The organism is Stenotrophomonas sp. AR029 (genome assembly GCF_047520695.2).
Lineage (GTDB): Bacteria > Pseudomonadota > Gammaproteobacteria > Xanthomonadales > Xanthomonadaceae > Stenotrophomonas > Stenotrophomonas sepilia.
The window spans coordinates 70210-92020 of record NZ_JAXBQQ020000007.1; the positions used below are offsets into that span (position 1 = coordinate 70210).

A 21811-nucleotide genomic window follows, 5' to 3' on the forward strand; every position below is an offset into this window, starting at 1 on the left:
TGCCGCCGGGTGCCATCCTGCGCCCGGCGGCGCCGTGTCGGTGGTCCTCACCGCCGATGGCCGCTCCCTGCCCTCCGTGCCGTCCTGGCTGGGGCCGCCACCATTCCCTGGCGGCTGGCCCGATGCCGTCCGTTCTTCCTGGTCAGTCCCATCCACGCATGGCGTGGATCTACTGCCGGCCGCGATCGTGCCGATCAGGGTCGGCACCTAGCGGCGCTGCGTGCCGTCGTCGCGGCTGGCCTGCGGGAACTGGAATGCGCTGTCGGCGTCGTAGCCGCTGTTGGCGGTAGTGCCACGGGCCGGCGGCGCTACGCTGCTGGTGCCGCTGCCGAAACCCAGAATCTGCACGCTGATCACTGACGGCTGGTTGCGCCGTGCGTCGTCCTGGCTCTTGCGCATCACGTCCTGTGCCGCCTGGCTGGCGCTGTTGGCTGCCGCACTGGCCGCGGCCAGCGCATTGACGTTGACCGATGCCAGCACCGGCAGACCCTTGCTCTCGCCCTGCACCTGGATGTTGGCCGCGTTGAGCACCTGCAGCGCGGCCAGATTGATGTTGCCGGAGACGCGTATACCGGCCTCGCCCGCATCGATGGTGCCCAGCGGTGCGATCAGATCGACGTCGCCCGGCGGCACTTCGGCGATGGGGTTCAAGGTCGCGATGCCAGCACCGCTGGCCGGGGCCTGCGGCGACAGGATCACATTGCCCCAACCGTCATAGACGCGGCGCGGTGGCGTGTACAGCAGGGTCGTGCGCGAACCACGACCGGCATTGATGTCACCCTGCTCCGACCACGCCAGGATGTCGCCGCCGAACGTGGTCATCACCCGCGACAGGCCCAGCAGCACGCTGTCCTGGCCGAACAGCCGGATATCGCCCTGCCCTTGGGTCACCAGTCCGGCACTGGCCGGGGGCACCACGCCCTGCACACCGATCACGATCTGCCCACCCGGCGCCATCAGCTCGATGTTGCCACCCGCTTCGGTGCGCACGCCGGAGCCGCCGTACATCACGATGTCGCCGGTACGGTCGATCGTCGCGCCGGTCGCAGCCTTGTCTGGCATCAGCGTAGCGATGGCCTCTCGCCCACGCAGGTAGGAGCCGAAGCGGGGTCCTTCTGCATCGGTATATTCCCGTCCACCTTCGCGCAGCTCGGCGTAATAGATCTGGCGCAGGAAGATGTGCTGCTGTTCCTGCGGCAGCGCATCGAAGGCAGCCAGCGCCCCGTCGCCGTCAGCAGCCACGCCGAAGCGCTGCTGCAGCCACTGCTTCAGTTCCTGGTCGTAGACCTTGACTGCCTTGCCCGGCTGCGACGCAAGCGATTGCGCGGGATCGGCAAGGTTGACGGGGTCCAGATAGCGGGCACGCAGGGCCGCGAAATCGATCTGCTGGTTGCCGGCCGTCAGCGCGATGCTGGCGCCGGGACGGGTGTCGCCCTGCACGATGCCACCGAGGCTGACGATGCTGCCCGCATCCTCCTGGCGCAGCTGGCGGCCGGCACTGATCTCGGTATTGCCGGGGCCGGCGATGGTCGCGTTCAGATGCACGACGTCGCGGCCCGCCGCTGCCACCGTGATATCGGTGGGCGCGGTGTTCAACGCGGTCATCGACACCCCGAGGATGTCCCGGCCTGCCCGCAGTTGCACGGCGCCGGCGGCCTCGAACCAGTTCAGCTGGGTGCGCTGCCCCACGTTGGGATCCAGCGTGCGCCGGGCGCCGGTGGCCAGACCGATGATGTCGCCCTGCACCGCGTAGAAACGGCTCGGCGCCAGGGCCGCAGACACGGAGGACAGCGGAGTATTCGGACCGAACGCAAACAGCGGAAGCGACGCGTCCGGCGATGCAATGTTGCCGTCGACCGACAGGTTGTGCCGCGAGCGGGTCACATTGCCGCCGGAATCCCCCAGCTGGGCCAGGAATGCGGGGTCGAAGGGTCCCGGCAGGCGCGCATCCGCGCCCGAGCGCGCGATCTGGGTCGCGCCACGTTGGGCGAAGATGCTGCCACCGGCCAGCACGTCCAACCGTCCCGTTGCCGAGGGTGCCAGCAGGATCACATCCTGCGTCCCCGGCGTGGCGCTGATCCGGTCCAGCTTGATGTCGCCCTGCGCAGCAATGGCGCTGAAGCGCGAAGGATAGAGCCAGTAATTCAGCAGATCATCACCACCACGCACATCAAGCTGGACCTGCTCGCGCCACAGATTGCTGCCGGTCACGTTATCCGGCCCGGCGAGGCCTGGCGCGAGGTCACCACCGGCACTGAACAGATCCACGGCCGTGCTGGCGGTCCACAGGGAGAACCACGTGCTGCCTGCAGCGCGCGCGCCATCATCCTGCAGCACCGCGCTGTAGTTGGCCAGCGGAACCCGGCCTGCATCGGCGAACCCGCCAAGCACCACATCGCCCCGTGCCTGTAGCTGCGCGACCGCATCGCCCAGCACCAGCACCGGTCCGCCCATTGCGCGGGCGGCGTCGGGCGCAAACAGGTCTGCCGCGCGCTGCTGACGCAGCGTCGCGTAGTTTTCCAGGGTGACGCCCATTGCACCGATGCGCCCGGCATCGAGCTGCAGGCTGCCACGCAGATTGCTGAAGGTACCGTTGAGGTCGAGATTCTGTCCCGCCCTGGAGGGATTGAGGCTGGAGATCGTCGCCTGCAGATTCGGATTCAGTGCGCCACCGATGCGCAACCGCAGGTCGCCGCCACCGGTCAGGTGCAGCTGGCCATTGCTGACGCGGCCGGTCGATCCCACCGCCGCGATGATCGCGCCCGAGCGTGGTGCGCTCAGCGAGCCCAGCGCGTCGCCCATCGGATCGCGGACGCCGGCATTTCGCCCGGCCTCAAGCGTCAGGTCGCCGCCACCCAAGGTGCCGAAGCCGGTGAAGCCGACCATCCGCGGAGAGGCGCCAGCGGCAGCGGACACGTTGGTGTAGGTACCAAAGTTCACCCACCAGCTGGTCGGCACCGGCTCCACGCCGGTGGTGCTCCCGGTTCCCTGCCGCCACAGCCAATTGCCGACCGCGGCACTGGAGTACAGCGCCCAGTCGCGCTCGCTGGTGCCCGACTCCGCGCGCGCGGTCCAGGCGTCGCCGACGATATCGCGCCCGGCTTCGACCCGCAGGTTGCCACCATGATCGGGATACCAGGCCTGGTAGCCTGCGATCGCTGCGTCATAGCTGCCCGGCACCAGGTTCGGCCCCAGCAGTGCGGTGTTCCAGGGAGCCGCTGCACGGGGCGAATTGAAGGCAGCGTCGTGGCCCCCACCCAGCGCGGTGGGAGTGCCGGCGGTGTAGACACCGAAGCCTGACTTCATCACGACGTCACCGGCAGCGAGCAGTTCCATGTCCCCCTTGCCGGTGCGCAGCACGCTCCACGCCGGCGTGCCCGCGCGCTTGCCGTAGGTGGTCACTTCGGTCTGCGTGCCGCCGCCGGCGCAGTAGGTGGGCGCGGTACTGCAGAACTCGTCTTCGGTCATGCCGAACATCGCGGCGAAGTCCTTCGCAGGGGTGCCCACGTAGGACTCGTCACCCCAGTAATCCAGCGAGCCCTGCGCGGCCACCTGGCGGGGTGCCGGGCCGCAGTAGTCGGCCGACATCGCGCAGAACTCATCTTCGGTGAAGCCGAACATGTCGGCCAGCTCTGCGATCGGGCGGCCCGCATAGGACGTGTCGCCGATCCAGTCCAGCGATGCCCGCTCGGTCAACGCACGATCACCCACCCAGATGATCTCGGTCTTGACCGTACCGATCGAGCCCTGGTGGGTATCGGCCAGCACCACGCTGCCTTCGCTGCCCCAGCGCCGGCTGCGTGGATCGGCCGCCCCGACATCGGCACCGGCAACCACGGTCAAGTCCCAGGAGGTGGTGCCCTCGGCCAGCATCGGCGCCAGCGCCCAGTTGCGCCCCTGGTTGCCGTTGGCATCGGCCGGCCGCAGATTCACTGGCGCGTCGCCGGGCAGTTCCACCTTGGTCAACGAAGGAATGTACGCGCCCACCTTGAGCGCGACTTCCCGTGCCAGGCGCAGCGCAACCGGCAACACCGCGCCGGCGGGCCACTCCTGTGCCGCCACCTGTACCGCACTGCGCAGGCGGAAGCCGGCTCCCAGCCGCGCACCTGCCGCCAGCACCAGCGGCTCCTGCAGCACGGTGCCCGCGGCCAGCGTCTGCCCGGAGTCGGTGGTCACTGCCGCACCCAGTACAGTACCCGCGGGCAGGCGCAGATTCTGCGAGATCACCATCGGCGCGGGCAGCACGGTACCAACCGGAAGCGTTACCGATTCGACCGGCACGTCGTAGTTCAGGCGGGTGCCGGCCTGGAACTCGGTGCCGGGCTGCAGCTTCACTCCGTCCACCGGCACCACCAGGCCGCTGCCGAAGGGGGTGTGCCCCGCGCTGCCATTGCGACCCTCATACAGCTGCCAGCCCCCCTCATCCGGCGTGGACGGCGGCGGTGCGAAGCCATCGTTGATGCTGCCGTAGACGTTGATGTTGCCTTCGGCCCGCAGCACCAGCGAGGCCGATTCGCCGAAGCCACGCCGCGATGGATCGGCGCGGTTGGCGTCGGGCCCGTAGCGGTAGCCGGACAGATCGATGTCGCCGGCAATGGTCAGGTCGCCGTCCGGGTTGGCGTCGCTGCGCCGCGCCACCACCTGCACACCGGGACGAAGGCGGACATCACCCAGCGCGCGCGTGCGCTGCTGCAGGTCCGGGTTGCCCAGCGCACCATCGACCCACGCCACGCTGTGCGGATCGACCACCTGGTCCAGCCACTGCTGGGTAACCAGCTGCGCGCGGTTGCCGCGCACATCAGCGGTGCTGGCCAGGGGCGCATCGTCGTAGCGGCGGACACCATTGAGCTGGATGTCGGCCGCGCCATCGATGCGCAGGCCATTGGCCGCGGCAATCGCCGCGTCGTTGCTGCCCACCCGCGGCACATCGATCTTCAGCGAGCCCCGCGCCATGCCGTCGTTCTGTCCAGCGCCGTCGCCGACGGCCACGCCGCTGCCGGCACGCAGGTCCAGGTGCGCCGCGCTGCCCAGACCCACGGCGCCTTCGGCGCTGCCCAGCGTGATGGTGGCCCGGTTCGGACTGTCGATGATCTTGCCATGGCTGTCCACGCGCAGGCCGGTACCGTGCGCGTCCAGCGTGCCGTCCACCTGCAACTGGTCGCGGGCGTACAGGCGGATGCTGCCGACCTGCTCGCCGCTGGCATCGATGCGGCCGGCCACGGTCAGGCTGCCCGCGTCGACACTGATGTCGACCCGGCGCGCCTTCACTTCGTCGCCGATCCGAAGATCGCCTTCACCGATCTGGAAGCTGCGGCCGCCGACGACACCGCCGGCGGTCAATCGCTGGTTGAGGCCGGCGAAGTCCTGCAGCTGGCGTGCCCGCACCACCAGTTCGCCACCGTCGTAGGGCACCAGCGTGCCGCCGGCATCGTAGCGGCCACTGGCGGCACCCTGCAGAACACCGGCCAGATCGGCTTGGCCGGCCACTGCGGTGACCGTCATGCGCCCGGCGCGGTTGTTGCGGGCAGAAACATCGATGCGGGAGGCAGCATCGGTGCGGATGTCACCCGTGTCGCTGGACAGCAGGACATCACCGCCCCAGCTGAACTTGTCCACGTCGTACAGCGGGACCTTGCGCCCGGCCAGGTCCAGCACCGCCCGGCCGCCAAGCGTGATGCCCTGGCGTGCGCTCGCCGACAGCCGTCCTGACGCCAGCGCGATCGTGCTGTCCAGCGTGATCCGGTTGGCGTCGATGCTCAGCTCACTGCCCAGTGCATCGCCACCCGCCTTGCCGGTGCCCCCCTGCAGGCGGAACTCGCCGCCAGTGCGCACGCGCAGCTGCGCGGCGGGATCGGCGGTCAACAACGGGGTATCGATGCCGAGGCTGCCTCCGCTGTACTGCCAGCCCTTGTCGGCCAGATAGTCGCCGCGCTGCTGGAACACGTCCAGCGTGCCCTGCGCGGAGAACGACAGCTGCTCCGAAGCACTCAGGTTCAGCGCACTGAATCCGAGCACCTGCCGGTTCGCAGGTACTTCAGAGCTGGGACGGCTGAATGGTGCCCGCCCGAGCTGCAGCTGGCGGGTGACGAGGTCCAGCTGCCCGGCGCCGAGCCGGTCCACCATCGGATCGGCCGGCGGCACCGACGCGTCGCTGCCCGGCGCCTGGCTCGCCGCCAATGCGCCGTCCCAGACCAGCGTGTCCACCAGGATGCGCGCACGGTCGGTCGCCGCGCCGTAGCCGCGGATGGCCTGCGCACCCAGCACAAGCGTCTGCAGGCCACTGCGGCCGGTGGCACTGTCGCGCGCGTCCAGGTCGACGCTGCCGAACACGTTGACAGACTCCCGCGCGACCAGGCTCAGCGTGTCCAGCGCCGGCGCGCCGGTGGCATCATTGCCGCGCAGCAGTTGCTGCAGCACGGACTGGTTCATGGTCATGCCACTGGGCAGTGCCCCTGCCGCAGCGGCCTGTGCGATCGCTTCGGCACTGCCGAGGTTCAGCGCCGCCATGCTCAGGCCGAGCTGACGGGTGCCATAGCTGACCGAGTCGCGCATCTGCAGCGTGCCATCGGTCGCTACCGCGATGCTGCCATCGGAAACCAGCCGGGCCTGGCCGTCGCACGCCGCCTGGCACCCCCCGATGTCGATCGCCACCGGACCGGCCTCCACGCCCGTGGTGCCGGTGATCAGGTTCAGGCGCTGGTTGGACACCGCCAGCAGGCCGCCGGAGACCTGGTAAGGCAGCGTCGCGCTGGCACCCGCGTTGGCGGTTGCGAACGGCAGTGTATCGAGGGTCGCACCGGCCTCGACCAGCACGCCGCTGCCACCGGAGGCCGCTGCCACCAGCACTTCCGGTGCGTTCAGGGTGACGCCGGAACGGATCGCCACACTGCGCGCCTGGCCGGTCACCGCCACCTGCGAGGCCTCCTGGCTGAACTGCCCGCCGATGATCATCCGCGCAGGCAGGAAGGCATTGAGCGCGTCGTCGCTGAAGGTGGCGCCGCGATCACGGGCCTGCGATTGCGCGCTACCGTCAACGATCTCCAGTGAACCGACCGCCGGGCTCGCCAACGTGGCTGCCAGCGTGCCGCCGCGCCCATTGTCGGTGGCGGCGCCGAACCGCGCGGTGCCGGCGAAGCGGATGGCAGGCGTGTCTGCACGACCTGCACCTTCGCCCAGCGCTAGGGTCAACCCGAGCGCATCGATGGTCTGCCAGCCACGCGACTCGCCGCGGCGGTCGGCCACCGACTGCGCGAAGCTGTTGTAGGAGGTTTCGTTGTAGCCCGAGTGCCGGCGTACCACTGCGGCGGGCGTCAGCAGGATGTCGGTGAGCAACGGCGAGATTGCCGCGCCCAGCGCCGTGCGCTGCTGCCCGGACACACGCCAGGTGCCGGTGCCGGTCGCAATCGGTTGCACGATGCCAGAGGTGCCGGTAGCGCCCAGCTCCACCCGGAATGCACCGGGCTGCAGCGCATAGCTTGCCGGCATCAGCGTGTAGGTGCCGGCCGCCAGGCCGGGCACGCCAGCCGGCACGGTGATCTGCTGGCCCACCGCCGGAGCTGCGAATCCTTCTTCGCCGCTGGGGGCGAACGCCTCGGCGCGTCCCGGTACGATCGCGTACACCGGGTTGCCCGACGCACTGAACGCGTAGCGCGGATTGGCGTCGGCCAACGCCGTGCGCAGCACGTCGACGGAGCCGCCGCGCCCGGACACGAAGGCGGCACCGGTCAACTCACCACCGCCGGACATGTCCAGCAGTGCCCCCGACGCCACCTCGATCTCGTTGGCCTTCAGGGTCACCCCCATCGAGGAGATGCCGGCCGGCGCCAGCGAGCTCAGGCTGCGCGTGCCTACCCGCCAGTCGACACCATCGACGGTGCCACCATAGGGCAGCGACAGGCCGGCACCGCTGGTGGAGGTAACGCTGCCTGGCAGCAGTTCCACCCGGCTGCCGATGGTTCCGTTCTGGATCAGGCCGCCCAGCTGCAGCGTGCCCATCGGCGCCTGCACGTTGCCGCCCTGCTGCACCGTGGCGGCCACCAGGCGAAGCGTGCCCAGCGCCGATTCCGGCGCCGGCTGCGTGGCCGCACCTGTGCCGTGGATTCGCAGCACGGCAGCTGGATCGGCCCAGTAATCAGCGGTCTGCACGGTCTGCGCCGAAGCGCCGGCCACCAGTGTGCCGACCGCGCCTGCGGTGGGGTACAGGCGCGCAGCGGTGACGTCCATCGAACCGGCCGTCATCAACGCGCTGGTGTTGCCACTGCTGGCAATGCCGTTGGTCAGGCGCACGTCACTGCGGCTTTCCAGCGCCACGTGGTCGAACCCGGGCAGCCAGGTGACGTCGCGGATGTCGATCAGCGCGGCCTGCACCGCCAGCGCGTGATCGTCCGGCCCGGCCGAAGCGACCGCCGCAGTGCCCTGCAGGTTCTCGCCCGCCAGCTGGCCCCAGCGCGCCTGCGCCAGGCGGACGTAGGGCGCACTCAGCCGCAACGCCGACGACGGCCCGGCAGCCACGGCCATGCCCAGGCTCGAAGTGCCCTGGCCATGGATGCGCAGGCTCTGGGCCAGGCGCAGGTCGACATCGCCAACGGCGCGGATGTCACCGAACACGGACAGGTTGTCGAAGCCGCCCGCCTGCAGCTGCTCGACCGACAACGCGGCGTGGCCATACTCCAATGCGGCCGGCAGTGGCTGCACCGGTGCGCTGTGCTGGCTGAGGGTGATCGCACGTGCCCGCAGTACCTCCTCGCTGGCGCCACGTGCATGGATGCTGCCGCCGAAGGCCAGCCCAAGCGTGCCACCGCGTGCGCCGGCACCACCGGCGGCCGCGTCCATTCCGCCCTCCAGATACAGCGCATTGGCCGAGCGCAGCACGATCTGCCCGCCGTCGCTGTCCACGCGTACACGGCCTTGGCCGTCGATATCCAGCTCGGCCGACGCCCCCCGCGCCTGCAGGCGCGCGCCGCGTTCGACCACTACGAACGCTTCCGGTGGTCGGTTGTCGACGAATGCTGCGGTCTCCCAGTCCAGCGCCCCGCCGATCTCGATGCGTCCACCCGCGCGCACCTGCCCACGCAGACGGCCGCTGGGATCGGGCAACGAGATTGCGTCTGCATCGGCATCCAGCAGCGCGCCTTCGGCGAAACGCCAGGTGCGTTCGGTGCGCTGCCCGGCGTACAGCGCATTCTGCGGACGCACATCGTCGATCACGATACGGCCGCCCTTCGCAAGCAGTGTGCCTTCAACATCGATGTTGCCTGCACCCAGCAGCGAGATCGTCTGCCCTGGATCGACCGCCACCAGCGCATCCTTGCCGACGCGCAGGTCACCGCCCACGCTGTTGCGGTCCGAACGCAGGCTGATACTCGCACCGGCGCGCTGGCTGACGCGCCCGTTCGATGGATCGGCGCTGTACAGCGGCACATCCCACGCCGCCAGTGCGGACGCCCGATCGGTTGCCATCTGCGCGTCCTGGGTCAGGCGCAGGCCTGGCAGGGCAGCGACCAGCCGCGCGCCGTCGGCCACCGCCACGCCTTGGTGGCCGTTGATGTCGTACTGTGCGAAGCCACTGCCGAACAGGCCGGGATCCAGTCGCAGCGACGCGCCCGCCGGGTCCGCATCGCCCACTCGAACGCGGCCACCGGTTCCCAGCGAGAAGGCACCACTGCCCTGTCCTCGGCCACTGAACCGGCTCCCCTCGCCCAGTTGCACCCGGCCACTGCCGTCCGTCGTAACCGTGCTGCTGTTGGCCTGCAGGCTGACGCTGCCCCCTTTGCCGATGCGGCCTTTACCGCGCAGGTCCAGCGCGGCGCCGGCCTCGACGTCCACCGTTGCCTCGGCGCCCACGACCACGTCATGACTGTTGCTCAGGCTCAGGCGGCCGCCATCCGTCCAGGCACCGCTGGCGTCGAGCGGCATCGCCAGTGACGCGTTGCTCCATTCACCGGAGAGATCGATCCGCGTGCCGCCGGCAATGGCGGTGCGGGCGCGGCCATCGTGCAGCAGCGCCGTCGGCCGCCCCTGGACATCCAGCAGGTTGCCCGCCGACAGCTGGCCGCCGGCAATGCCGATGTCGCCTGCCAGTTCCACCTCGCTGCCGGTCAGGTTGAGCTGTCCACCTGCCTGAAGCCGAAGGCTGCCGTCGATGCGGATGCGATCGGCGGTCGCCAGGTCGATCCGTCCCCACTGCTGGGCACTCAGCGCTGCGATATCCAACCACACCGTGTCACGCCGCTCCTCGTTGACCGGAGCCAGCAGCGACCACGCCGCCTTCGCCGGAGCCTTGTCATCCAGGCGCACATCCGAGCCGAACACACCACTGCGGCCCTGGCCGTCGTAGCGCCCCAGGTACAGCTGCGCATTGCGCGCCACTGCCGTCTGCGCCTGCGCATAGCCATCCAGCGCGGCCTCCGGCCTGCGGTTCTGCTGCACGCCCTGGAAGGTGGTCGTCTCAACCTTCCCATCCAGCACTGCGGTCGGTGCGGAGACGATCAGCCGACCTGCATCGCGGCCGACGGTGTATCCGTTATCGACACGCTGCGCCGCGAATACGATCGGATCACGGAAGGTCTCAGTGATGCCCCAGCGCTCCTGCTTTACTTCATGGCCGCTGTACAGGCCATCGAACAGCATCTCCGCCGGCGCCTCATCAAGGCGGTAGACCTGGCCGTCGACGCCGCGCACCCAGCTCTGCCGGACCACGCCGCTCTGCACATCCAGGCTGCCGCCGGCAAGGTTGATGCGTGAGCCACCGTTCGTGATCACTTCCCTGCCGCCCAACAGGACGGTGCCTCCCTGCGCAGCCCACTCGCCGATCGAGTGCCCCTGGTTGTCGAGGTAGCCACCCACCTCCAGCAGGCCGCCTGCAGCGTACCAGCGCTCCCCCTCGTAGCCCCCGGTACCGGCCGGAACGTGGACCAGCCTGCGGCGATCGACCCAGACTTCACTGCTGGTCAGCTTGCCGCTGTCGCGGTTGTCCAGGGCATCGCGCAGTTCGTTGCCCTGCACCTTGACCTGGACATTGTTGCTTTCCATCGACACCTGCACGCCCACTGCGCCGGACACGTCCACGCGTGCGGCGTCGTCTACGTAGCTGCGGGCCGCCGCATCGGCGATGATCTGGCCGCCCGTGGCAACCGTCAGCGAATCCCTGCTGAAATGGATGTTGCCACCCGAGACGATCTCCACCCGCGACTGGTCCCGGCGATCATTGTGCTGGGACAGATTGTCGAAGGTTGCCGAGCGCGCGCCAGCGCGGATCGCGTCCTGCTCTGCCGACTCCTTGATGAGGCTGTCGCGCTGCGTATCCAGCACCGTGGCCTTGCCATCGTCCTCGATCAGCACCGCCGTAGTGGCGCCATCGGCCAGCGTGACGCTGCTGCCGGCATCACTGGCCGAGGCCAGAAGATGCACGGTGCCGCGCTGTGCGAGCGTGGTGCTGGCCACGGCCACACCGGCCTGCTCGACGCTGCGCCCGGCCAGAGTCACGTCACCCTCAAGCGCGCGCAGCAGGCCGGTGTTGCGCACGCTGCCAGCCGTGCTGCCGGCGATGAAGCGCGGCGCGATCTCATTGCCCCGGGTGGTGGAGCTGGTGTTGGTGGCCGTACCCACGCCGCGCCGGATCACGAAACTGTCTCCCGCAGCGAGCTGCACCTGGCCCTTGCGCGCCTCGATATGGCCAGCATTCTCCACGCTGTGCCCGGCCAGCAGCACGTAGCCACCGCCGCGCGTCGCACTGGTCGGCTCATGGGTCGCGATGCGGGCACCCTGCTCCACCATCACCTTGCCGAATGCATCGCTGAGCGTGCTGCTGCTGGCGTCGGGGCTGTACAGGCCATTGTCGCGGAACTGTGCATCGCTGATCCGTGCTGCAGCCGCCAGCAGATTGCGTACATTGACCTGGCTGTTGTTGCCGAACACCACGCCGTTGCGGTTGGCGACGAACACCGTGCCATTGGCCTTCAGCTGGCCCAGGATCTGGCTGGGCCGCGCCTGCGGATCGTTGACGCGGTTCAGTACTGCCCAGTCAGGGTGCTGCAGGAAGTTCAGCGTTGTGTTGCCGCCGATGTTGAAGGTCTCCCAGTTCAGGATCGCCTTGTCCGCGGTCTGCTCGACCGTGACCTGCACCCGCCCGTCGCTGCCCTGCGACTGGATCGCCTCGCGCGCATTGAGCCAGCCACGGGTCAGCGGATTCTGGTCGACGCTCAGGCCGTCCTTGCCGAGGCCATCGGCAACGATGAAGCCAGCTTCGCGGCGCGCCTGCCGCGCCTGTTCCTGCAGGCGCTGCTGCAGGGCAATCGCCTGCGCCGCCGTGCCAAGATTGTCGATCGACTGCTGCAGCTTCTGCCGTGCTGCGTCCTGCTGCTGGGCCGGCAACTGGAACTGGATCGGCACGCCGTTGGGCATCCGGCCACTCTGTGCCGCGCTGCCCTGGGCCGCGCCTCGTTCGGCGAACCAGCCCGGACTGAACGCCTGCTGCGCTTGGCTGGCCGGGGCCACCATGCTCCCCAGTGCGACTGCGATGGCCCACGCCATCGGATGATTGCGGCGCATCGACGCGGCCGGACGAACAACGGACGGGAGCGGGTGCGACATCGGAACCTCATCAACCTGGTGGGCCGCGGCTGCGGCGACGATCGGGGAGGCACGCGCAACGCATGCCCTGCCACTGATAGACGGTTCACGTGGCACGAAACCGACAGCGAAACACTGCGGCGGCGGCACCGTCGCGTCAAGCAGGATTCAACCGGTGCTGCGGATTACAGCGGACGACCGATGCCGGCGCAGGTGCTGGGGTTGTTCAGGCCGGCCGTGCTGCTGGCCAGCACGAAGCGGTTGCGGATCGCATCGCGCCACGCCTTGGTCAGCGGGATGAAGCCGTGGTCGGTGATCGACTTCTCATACGCGACGGTGTAGGTCGCCGGATAGTGGCGGGCCAGGAAGCCGCGCAGGCTGGTGGCGACGCTCGAATCCTTGTAGCACTGGCCGATCACCAGGTTGGTGTAGCCGGCGATCGGATAGCCAGCCGACGGGTTGCCGAACACCGGCACCCAGTTGGCGGGGTTCTCAGCATCGGTGCCGGTCGGCGGAGCGACGGTGTCCAGGGTGGCCTGCACGCTCACCTGGTCGGGCGAGAAGCCCTTGACCTTGGCGACCTTGGTCGCATCGGTCAGGCTCGGGATCACGTCCGGGCCAACGTAGCCGATACGGCCTTCAGCAGCGTAGACCGTGTTGTACAGCGAGGTGCCACCGGTGGCCGGGGCGGCCACGAGGAACGCCGGCAGGTTGCCGTTGGCATCGCGCTTGTACAGGTCGGCGAAGGTCGACTTGATGGCGAACTTGCCGCCCACCAGCTTCGAGGTTTCAGCGTTCTCAGCGGCACAAGCCGCGGTCAGGAAGCGGCTGAACATTTCGCTGGTACCGCTGCTTTCCGCGCGGTACACCACCTGGATCGGGCCACTGCGGTTGGCATCTATGGTCGACCAATCGCTGATCGCACCCGAGAACACGCCGCAGATCTGCGCCACGCTCAGGTCCACCGCCGAACCGGCCTTGTTGAACGGAATGGTGACCGAGGTGGCCACCGACGGCACCTGGATCAGCGCGCCGTAGCGGTTGGCGTTGGTCGCCTGGTTGAAGTTGGTGGTGTAGTTGCTCAGCTCGGTGCTGCTCAGCACCGAATCGCTGCCGGCGAAGTGCACGGTGCCGGTGGTCGAGAACAGCGCCGAGTTGTTTTCCAGGAAGGCCTTCTTGCCGGTACCCGAACCGGTCACGGCGTAGGTGAAGTTCGCCGGCAGGATGCTGTCGGCCGAACCCTTGTAGAGGTCGGCCGGCAGCGAGGCACCGCCGCCGGTAACGGTCTGCGCCGAGGCGGCGCCCACGGTAGCGAGCAGCGCGGTGGCAACCAGCGCGGCCAGGGTCTTGTACTTGGTCATGATCTTCTCCTGAAGGGTTTACTGCGAAGGGAAACGCCAAGGGAGGAACGGTCACTACACGCCTGCTGCCGCCGAGGGCCTCCCAGCCCACTCTGCGGCGACGGGTCCATGCTGGTCCGCGCCGATGACAGGCCGCTTAAGAAACCTGTGGAAGATCGGAAAAAGGTGTGGAGGATTGTGTGGAGAAATCCAGGCACCAGTAGATCCACGCCATGCGTGGATGTGCCGCCCATGCGCGCGTCGGTTGATCCATCCACGCATGGCGTGGATCTACTGCACCAGCTGATTCATTTCCATGATCGGCATCAGCACGGCCAGCACGATCGTCAGCACCACGCCACCCATCACCAGGATCATGGTCGGTTCCAGCAGGGCGGTCAGCGCCATCGCGCGACGCTCGATCTCGCGCGAGATGGTCTGCGCGGCGCGATCCAGCAGCGGCGCCAGCGAGCCAGTCTTCTCTCCGCTGGCCACGAGATGCACCAGGATCGGCGGATACACTTTCTGTATTTTCAATGCAGAACCCAACGCAGCGCCTTCGCGTACGCGCGCGGACACATCATCGGCGCAGCGCGCCAGCAACGCGTTGCCCAGGGTCTGCCGCGCCGCCTCCAGTGCACGGAGAAGCGGCACGCCGGCATCGAGCAGGATCGCCAGCGTCGAGGCGAAACGCGCACTGTTCACGCCCAGCACGAAGCGCCCGACCATCGGCAGCCGCAGCAGCATCGCGTCCCAGCGCAGGCGCAGTTCCGGCCGGCGCAACGCCAACCGCCATGCCACCACCAGCGCAGCGATGCCGAGCCCCACCCACATGCCCCAGCTGCGCACGAACGCGCTGGCGGCCAGCATCACCTGGGTCAGCATCGGCAGCGTCTGCCGCGCCTGCACGAATGCGGTCACCACCTGCGGCACCACGTAGCTGAGCAGGAAGATCACGATCGCCACCGATACCAGGCTGATCGCCGCCGGGTAGATGAAGGCGGTCAGTACCTTGGCCTGCAGCGCATTGCGTTCCTCGATGTAGTCGGCCAGACGCTCCATCACCCGCGCCAGATCGCCGGAATCCTCACCTGCACCCACCAGCGCCCGATAGATCGGCGGGAAATCGCGTGGCCGCGCGGCCAGTGCCACGGTCAGGCGCTGGCCGGCGCGCACGTCGGCGCGCACAGCGGTGAGTGCCTGGGCCACGTGCGGGCGCTCGGCCTGTTCGATCACCGCACTCAATGCAGCTTCCAACGGCAGGCTGGCCGCCAGCAGGCTGGCCAGCTGGCGCGTGGCCCAGGCCAGCTCGCTGGCCGACAGGCGGCGAGCGCCCCAGCCAGTGCCTGCACTCCGTGCCGCGCTGACCTGCACGGGTGTCAGACCGCGCCCACGCAGCAGCTGGCGAGCACCGCGCGGGCTGTCGGCGTCCAATTGACCCTTCTCGATGCGGCCCTGCGCGTTGGCAGCCTGGTAGTCGAACAGTGCCATGCAGGCCTCAATCGTCGCCGGTGACGCGCAGGATCTCTTCCGGCGTGGTCACCCCGCTGTCGACCCAGCGCTGGCCGTCCTGCCGAAGGGTCCGCATGCCGGCCCGCCGCGCCGCCTCGCGTAGCGCAGGCTCACCCTGCCCTTCATGGATCAGTGCGCGTACCCGGTCGTCCACCACGAACAGCTCATGGATGCCCGTGCGTCCGCGATAGCCACTGTTGGCACAGGCCGTGCAGCCCACTGCGCGCCATACGGTCCGGCCTTCGCCATCCAGCTCGGCACGCCGGCACTGCGTGCACAGCCGCCGCACCAGCCGCTGCGCCAGCACACCGCGCAGCGACGAGGCCAGCAGGAACGGTTCCACGCCCATGTCGGCCAGGCGGGTCACCGCCGAGACCGCATCGTTGGTGTGCAGCGAAGCCAGCACACCGTGCCCGGTCAGCGACGACTGCACCGCGATCTGTGCGGTCTCCAGGTCACGGATCTCGCCGATCATGATGGTGTCCGGATCCTGGCGCAGGATCGCGCGCAGTGCGGTGCCGAAGCTCATGCCGATGCGCGCATTGACCTGGATCTGGCCGATGCCGGCAAAGTCGTACTCCACCGGATCTTCCACGGTGAGGATGTTGCTGGTGCTGCTGTCGAGCTGGCCCAACGCGGCGTACAGCGACGTGGTCTTGCCGCTGCCGGTCGGCCCGGTCACCAGCACGATCCCATGCGGCTGGCGGATCAATCCGGTGAACGTGGCCAAGGTGTCATCGGCCATGCCCAGGCGCTGCAGCTGCAGGCGGCCGGCATCCTTTTCCAGCAATCGCAGCACGGCGCGCTCGCCATGCCCGGTCGGTACAGTGGAAACACGGATGTCCAGCGGCCGCCCGCCCACGCGGATCGCGATGCGCCCGTCCTGCGGCAACCGCTTCTCGGCGATGTCCAGGTGGGCCATGATCTTGATGCGCGACACCAGCGCCGCGTGCAATGCGCGCCGTGGCTGCACCATGTCGCGCAGGGTGCCGTCCACCCGGTAGCGCACTACTGAATGGGTCTCGAATGGCTCGATATGCAGATCGCTGGCGCCATCGCGCGCGGCCTGTGCCAGCAGCGCATTGATCATGCGGATCACCGGTGCATCGTCCTGCGCATCCAGCAGGTCGGTGACCTCCGGCATGTCCTGCAACAGCCGGTCCAGATCGACTTCGCTTTCGGCGGCACCGACCACGGCAGCGGCATCACCGCCGTCACGGTACTGCTCACCCAACCGCTGCTGCCAAGTCGCGGCATCCAATGCCTGGAACGGAAGCGGGCCATGCCGCCGGCGCAGCTCGGCCACGGCCCACGCTGCGGTATCGTCCGTTCCCAGCAGCACCGGCTCGCCACCGGCTTCGGTCAGCATCACGCCGTGGCTGCGCACCCACGCGTACGGCAGCGGCAAAACGGCGCTCACGGCCCGATCACCAGTTCCGGCGTGTAGCCCAGCCCGCGCAGCTGCTGCAATGCCGGGTCCAACTTCACCGGATCACGCGGCAGCCGCACGCGCAGGCGTTGCCCACTCTCGCCCGGCGTCGCCTCCGCGTAGGCCTGCAGGCCCAGCGCCCGCACCTGCGCCACGCCCTGGCTGGCACGGCTCGGCTCCAGCCCCTGTGCGAACTGCACCAGCTGCGCATCGCCGTCACCGGCCGGATACAACGCTGCCAGGCTGGTGTTCTGCAACGGCTGGCCGTGGCCATCGCGCGCATTGCCCTGGCCGAGTACCGACAGGTCCTGCGGTGGCAGCTGCGGCGCCGACAGCGCGGGCAAGGCCCAGCTCTGTACGGGCTGCGCGCCGGCCTGCGCATTGCGCATGTAGTCGTAGCGGTCGCGGGTCAGGCGCTGTCCTGCGGCCGGGTCGCGTACCACGTGCGGACGCAGGAACACCATCAGGTTGGTCTTGGCGCGCTTGCGCGAGTCGCTGCGGAACAAGGCACCCAGCACCGGGATCTTCCCCAGCCCCGGCACCGCATCACGGCCGTGGCTGACGCTGTCTTCCAGCAGGCCACCGAGCACCATGATCTGGCCATCGTCCAGCAGCACGCTGGTATCGAGTGCGCGCTTGTTGGTGATGATGCCGGCCGTGCTGTTCGCGCTCTGCGCGTCGATGCTGCTGACTTCCTGGTAGATGTCCAGCTTCACCGTACCGCCCTCGGAAATCTGTGGGCGCACCCGCAGCTTCAGGCCCACGTCTTCGCGCACGATGGTCTGGAAGGGGTTGTTGCTGCCGCCGCCACCGTCGGTCACGTAGCGGCCACTGACGAACGGCACGGTCTGGCCGACCATGATGCTGGCTGCCTCATTGTCCAGCGTCATCAGGTTCGGCGTCGACAGGATGTTGGCGCCGCCCTTGCTCTGCAGCGCAGTGGCCAGCGCCTTCATGTTGAGGATCTGGCCGACACCGGGCAGATTGATGGTGCCGTCGATCACGCCGATCTTCAGGCCATCCTTGGGCAGCACGTCCAGCGTGGTACGCGCACCGGTATTGAGCCCGCTACCGCCGGTAGCGCCCCCGAAATGGGTGCCGCCAAACGTACGGCCGTTGCCCAGCATCCACTGCACGCCCAGCTCGGCCGCGTCGGTCTGGTTGACCTCCACGATCAGGCTTTCCACCAGCACCTGCGCACGGCGCTGGTCGAGCTGGTCGATCACCCGCCGAAGGTTGCGGTACACCGGCTCCGGCGCCGAAATCAGCAGGGTGTTGGTGGCCACGTCCGCCTGTACCGAAATGCCGTTCTGGCTGAAGCCGGTGCTTCCTGCATCGATCGGGTCGCCCCGGCTCGGGTCCAGCCGCTGCGATTCCAGCGCATTGCCCCCGGGCTTGGCCTGCTGCGGCTGCGACGTCTGGGTGGGCGTGGGACGGTTGGCGTCACCCGGCAGCGGGGTGATTCCTTGGTTGCTGCCCATTGCCGGTGCATCGCTCTGTCCGGCTACCACGCCACGCAGCACACCGGCCAGCTGGTTGGCCTGGGCGTTGCGCAGGTAGACCACATGCAGGTTGCCGGACTCGTCCTGGGCACGGTCCAGCTTTTCCACCAGCTGCCGCGCCAGGCGGGTGCGGCCCGGGCTGCTGGAACGCAGCAGCACGCTGTTGCTGCGCGGGTCGGCCATCACCACCACCTTCTGGCCCGGCTCGGCACCCTGCGCATCCAGCAGCGGTGCGACCATTGCCGCCACGTCCACCGCAATGCCCTGCTGCAGCTTCACCACATCGGTGTCCATGCCGGCGGGCGTGTCGACGCTGGCGATCACCCGCGCGATGCGATCCAGGTTGTCGGCGTAGTCGGTGATCACCAGGGTGTTGTTGCCTGGATTGGCGGTGATCGGATTGTCCGGGCTGATCATCGGCCGCAGCACAGCCACCAGCGCCGCCGCATTCTCATAGCGCAGCGCAAAGGTGCGCGTGGCGATCTCGCCCCCTGCACCACCGCTGCCCACCCGTCCACCGAGCAACTTGGCATCGGCCTGCGGCACCACCCGGCTGACGCCGCCGTTCTCGACCACGGCGAAGCCACGCATGCGCAATGCGCCCAGCAGCAACTGGTAGGCCTGGGTACGGCTGACCGGGCCATCGGAAACCACCGTCATCTTGCCGGTCACGCGTGGGTCGACCAGGAACTGACGCCCGGTGAAGCGCGCGGCCATGCGCAGCACGCCGCCGATGTCGGTGTCGACCAGGTTCAACTGCACCGGTTCATCGCGGGTGTCCTGCGCCAGCACGGGTGCCGGCGCGTGGCCCATGCACACGATCAGCGCCAATGCGGCACTGCAGGCAAGGCTGCGCATCGCCCTCATGGATGGGCACCCGCAGTTGCCACCATCACGATGTGTCCTGAAATCCGTGCCGCCGGCATGTTCGCATCCCCTGTGCGTGTCAATTGCAGCTGCTGCAACTCGATGGCCGGGTCGGCCAGCAGCGGCAGCAGCCAGTTCCATAGCGCATCGGCGGGTACGGCCCGTACCTGCAGGTGCCAGCGCCCGTCGCGCGCTTCGATATGCAGGCCGTCGGCCAGACCGGCAGCCTTGATCTGGTCACGCAGCCCGGCCAGGGTCGGATGCTGGCCCTGCGCCAGCTGCTGGCGCTCACGCGCGCGCAGCAGCGGCGCCAGTGCGCGGGACTGCGCCTGCAGCCGTGGCAGTTCGGCCTGCCAGTGCATGCGCTGCTTCAGCAGGGGCTCCAGCCATAACGACCACAGGCCCGCTACCAGCAGCGCCACCACCATCACCCACAGCATCAGCCGGTCGCGCGGTGGCAGGCGTTGCCAGCGCTGCTGCAGGCCCACCAGCCCCTGGCCCAGCCGCAGGGTTCGGGTCGTCACTGTCCCGCTCCGCTCACCCGCAGGCGTCCACCGGTATCGCGCGCCAGCTGCAGTCCCTGCGCCTGCATCGCTTGCTGCCAGCGCTCAAGCCGCTGTGGATCGTCGGCCAATGCCTGGGCATCGGCGTCCAGCTCCAGGTACACCTGCCCGGGTTGGTAGTGCAGGCTGTGCACCTGACCCGCCAGCTCCGGAACCGCGTGCAGCGTGCTGGCGATCTGACGTTGCAGCGCCGGCAACGGCGGCGTCGGCGGTGGAACCGCAAGGGCTCGCCTTGCCTGCAACACCGGGTCCACCACATCGGTGACCTCCGGAAAGCGTGCGCTGAACTGCCGTGCCATGCCCTGCTGCAGCGCCGCACCCTCGATCCGCCAACGCGAGACCTGCCACTGCAGGCCAAGTGCAGCCAGCAGCACCGCCGCCAGTGCCAGGCCGATCGCCAGTCGCGGCGCTTGACGGCCTGCGCCGGGCAGCGGCAATGACCAACCCGGCAACGGACCACAGGCCTGCTGCTCATGTGCAACGGCGCTGGCCGGCAGGCTGTCCGGCCACGCCGGCGGTACGCTGTCGATCCATTGCACGGCCCGCACCCCGGCCTGTTGCAGGCGGGTGGCCAACGCCTGCATCACCGCGGACGCGTCACGTCCGCCATACCATTGGACAAGTCCCCGATCGCGCCCGCTGCGCACCAGCAGATGCTCGCCGCTGACCTGCAGCGTGGCGTGGCCGCGCTGCCAGGGCAGCAGCAGTGGCGTCGGATACAACGCCTGCAGCTGCAGCGCACACGAGGCCAGCAGCTGCTGCACCTGCGCGATGGCCTGCTGGCCGAGCCAGGCCACCGGAACCGTACCGTCTGCCGCCTGCGGACCGTGGGCCAGCGCCACGTCCTGCAGGTCATCCAGCAGCATGGCCTCCACCTCACCCTGCAACGCCGCCTGCAGGCGGCGCCCGGACAGCGGTGGCAGCTGCAGTTCCAGCAGGATCAGGTCGTTCGGGTCAAGGCAGGCATGCACTGTGGCCCGCGGATGCCGCAGACCCAGCGCGGCCAGCGTGTCGCGGCCGTGTGCCACTACCTCGTCCTTGTGCAGCTGCGCCCAGTCCACCGCGCTGTCGGCGCGCAGGTGCGCCAACGGCGGCAGGCGCACCCGAAGCTGCACCGTCATGCGCCGATCCTCGTCCACACCCGTTGTACACGTACCCCGTCGTCGCGGTACTCGCGCCAGAGCAGCGCGCGAAAATCAACCGCGCTGCCGTCAGCCTGCACCCGGCCCACGGCCAGGAACCACTCGCTATGGATACCCAGCGGAAGCACGGCCATCTGTTCGTTGCTCAGTTGGAGTCGGTTGGCGATGTCACCGCGGTTGAGCAGCCAGTGGCCGGCGTCGCGCTCAGCGAGCAGCGCCTGCAGCCTTGCCGGTTCCACCGCAGGCGCCACCGCCTGCAGGACGCTCAGGTCGCAGGTGTTGGCGTTGACCAGGGTCTGCGCCGGCAACACCACTGTGCGCCGCACCAACGCCTGCAACGCCACCGGGTCAGCGCCGACCAGCGCCTGTTCGATCAGTGATTCGCGCGGCAGCGGTGCCTGCGCCTGCACATCGCCGTCGCGCAGGCGCGCCTGGATGTGGTCCACCGCGGATGCGCAGGTGCCCTGGCCCAGCCCCTGCCCGGCGCACAACGCGACGAACGCGCCCCGCGCCTCGGGGTCCGGTCTGCCCTGTGCCAGCAGGTTGCGCAGGTTGAACATCGACTGCGCATCGACCAGTTGCAGCTGCACCGGCAATGGCGCCTGCAGTTCCAACGGGCGCGCCCAGCGCCCGCTGCGCACCGTGGTCAGCTGTTCCTTGACATCCTCACGCAGCTGCTGCGCCGCACGCTCCAGCGTCGCATCCACCGCCATGCGTACCTGTGCGCGCAACTGGTCGCCGCGAAGCGCGCGCAGCTGCGCCGACTGCCGGGTCAGCAGCGCAGTGGCAATCACGGCCACCAATGCCACCACCAGCAAGGCGACGATCACCGCCACGCCACGCTGGTGGATGCATGAAATCGAACGCGTCCGGGCTGCCATCAGCA

General features: G+C 68.9%; 8 protein-coding genes. All 8 read right to left on the reverse strand.

Annotated elements, in window-relative coordinates:
• Positions 1-207 precede the first annotated feature (207 nt).
• On the reverse strand, positions 208-12591 hold the full coding sequence (locus ACM0PB_RS17900) for a putative filamentous hemagglutinin family protein (protein ID WP_414604860.1): 12384 nt from the start codon (positions 12589-12591) through the stop codon (positions 208-210).
• 164 nt (positions 12592-12755) lie between these two features.
• Positions 12756-13931: a substrate-binding domain-containing protein gene (locus ACM0PB_RS17905; protein WP_065196400.1), complete on the reverse strand. Its 1176-nt coding sequence runs from the start codon at positions 13929-13931 to the stop codon at positions 12756-12758.
• A 270-nt stretch (positions 13932-14201) separates the two neighbouring features.
• Positions 14202-15401 carry a type II secretion system inner membrane protein GspF gene (gene gspF / locus ACM0PB_RS17910; protein WP_065177670.1) on the reverse strand — a complete coding sequence of 400 codons (1200 nt, stop codon included), beginning with the start codon at positions 15399-15401 and terminating at the stop codon, positions 14202-14204.
• A gap of 7 nt (positions 15402-15408) precedes the next feature.
• Positions 15409-16842 carry a type II secretion system ATPase GspE gene (gspE, locus tag ACM0PB_RS17915; RefSeq protein WP_414604036.1) on the reverse strand — a complete coding sequence of 478 codons (1434 nt, stop codon included), beginning with the start codon at positions 16840-16842 and terminating at the stop codon, positions 15409-15411.
• Positions 16839-19220 carry a type II secretion system secretin GspD gene (gspD, locus tag ACM0PB_RS17920; protein ID WP_065185679.1) on the reverse strand — a complete coding sequence of 794 codons (2382 nt, stop codon included), beginning with the start codon at positions 19218-19220 and terminating at the stop codon, positions 16839-16841. Before gspD ends, gspE begins: the two co-directional genes overlap by 4 nt.
• Positions 19217-19744 (reverse strand): type II secretion system protein M, encoded by a 528-nt coding sequence (locus tag ACM0PB_RS17925; RefSeq protein ID WP_171956491.1) that lies wholly within the window; start codon positions 19742-19744, stop codon positions 19217-19219. Before ACM0PB_RS17925 ends, gspD begins: the two co-directional genes overlap by 4 nt.
• Complete coding sequence (gene gspL, locus ACM0PB_RS17930; RefSeq protein WP_171956492.1) at positions 19741-20904, reverse strand: type II secretion system protein GspL; 1164 nt, start codon at positions 20902-20904, stop codon at positions 19741-19743. Before gspL ends, ACM0PB_RS17925 begins: the two co-directional genes overlap by 4 nt.
• A complete protein-coding gene (gspK, locus tag ACM0PB_RS17935) occupies positions 20901-21806 on the reverse strand; it encodes a type II secretion system minor pseudopilin GspK (protein WP_032954238.1) in 906 nt (301 codons plus the stop codon). Before gspK ends, gspL begins: the two co-directional genes overlap by 4 nt.
• Between the last annotated feature and the right edge of the window lie 5 nt (positions 21807-21811).

What these genes read in the sequence shown, in the direction of transcription:
- gspF (WP_065177670.1), bottom strand. Translation starts at nt 15,401, where the DNA reads ATGGCACTGTTCGACTACCAGGCTGCCAACGCGCAGGGCCGCATCGAG.
- ACM0PB_RS17900 (WP_414604860.1), bottom strand. Translation starts at nt 12,591, where the DNA reads ATGTCGCACCCGCTCCCGTCCGTTGTTCGTCCGGCCGCGTCGATGCGC.
- gspK (WP_032954238.1), bottom strand. Translation starts at nt 21,806, where the DNA reads ATGGCAGCCCGGACGCGTTCGATTTCATGCATCCACCAGCGTGGCGTG.
- gspL (WP_171956492.1), bottom strand. Translation starts at nt 20,904, where the DNA reads ATGACGGTGCAGCTTCGGGTGCGCCTGCCGCCGTTGGCGCACCTGCGC.
- ACM0PB_RS17905 (WP_065196400.1), bottom strand. Translation starts at nt 13,931, where the DNA reads ATGACCAAGTACAAGACCCTGGCCGCGCTGGTTGCCACCGCGCTGCTC.
- gspD (WP_065185679.1), bottom strand. Translation starts at nt 19,220, where the DNA reads ATGAGGGCGATGCGCAGCCTTGCCTGCAGTGCCGCATTGGCGCTGATC.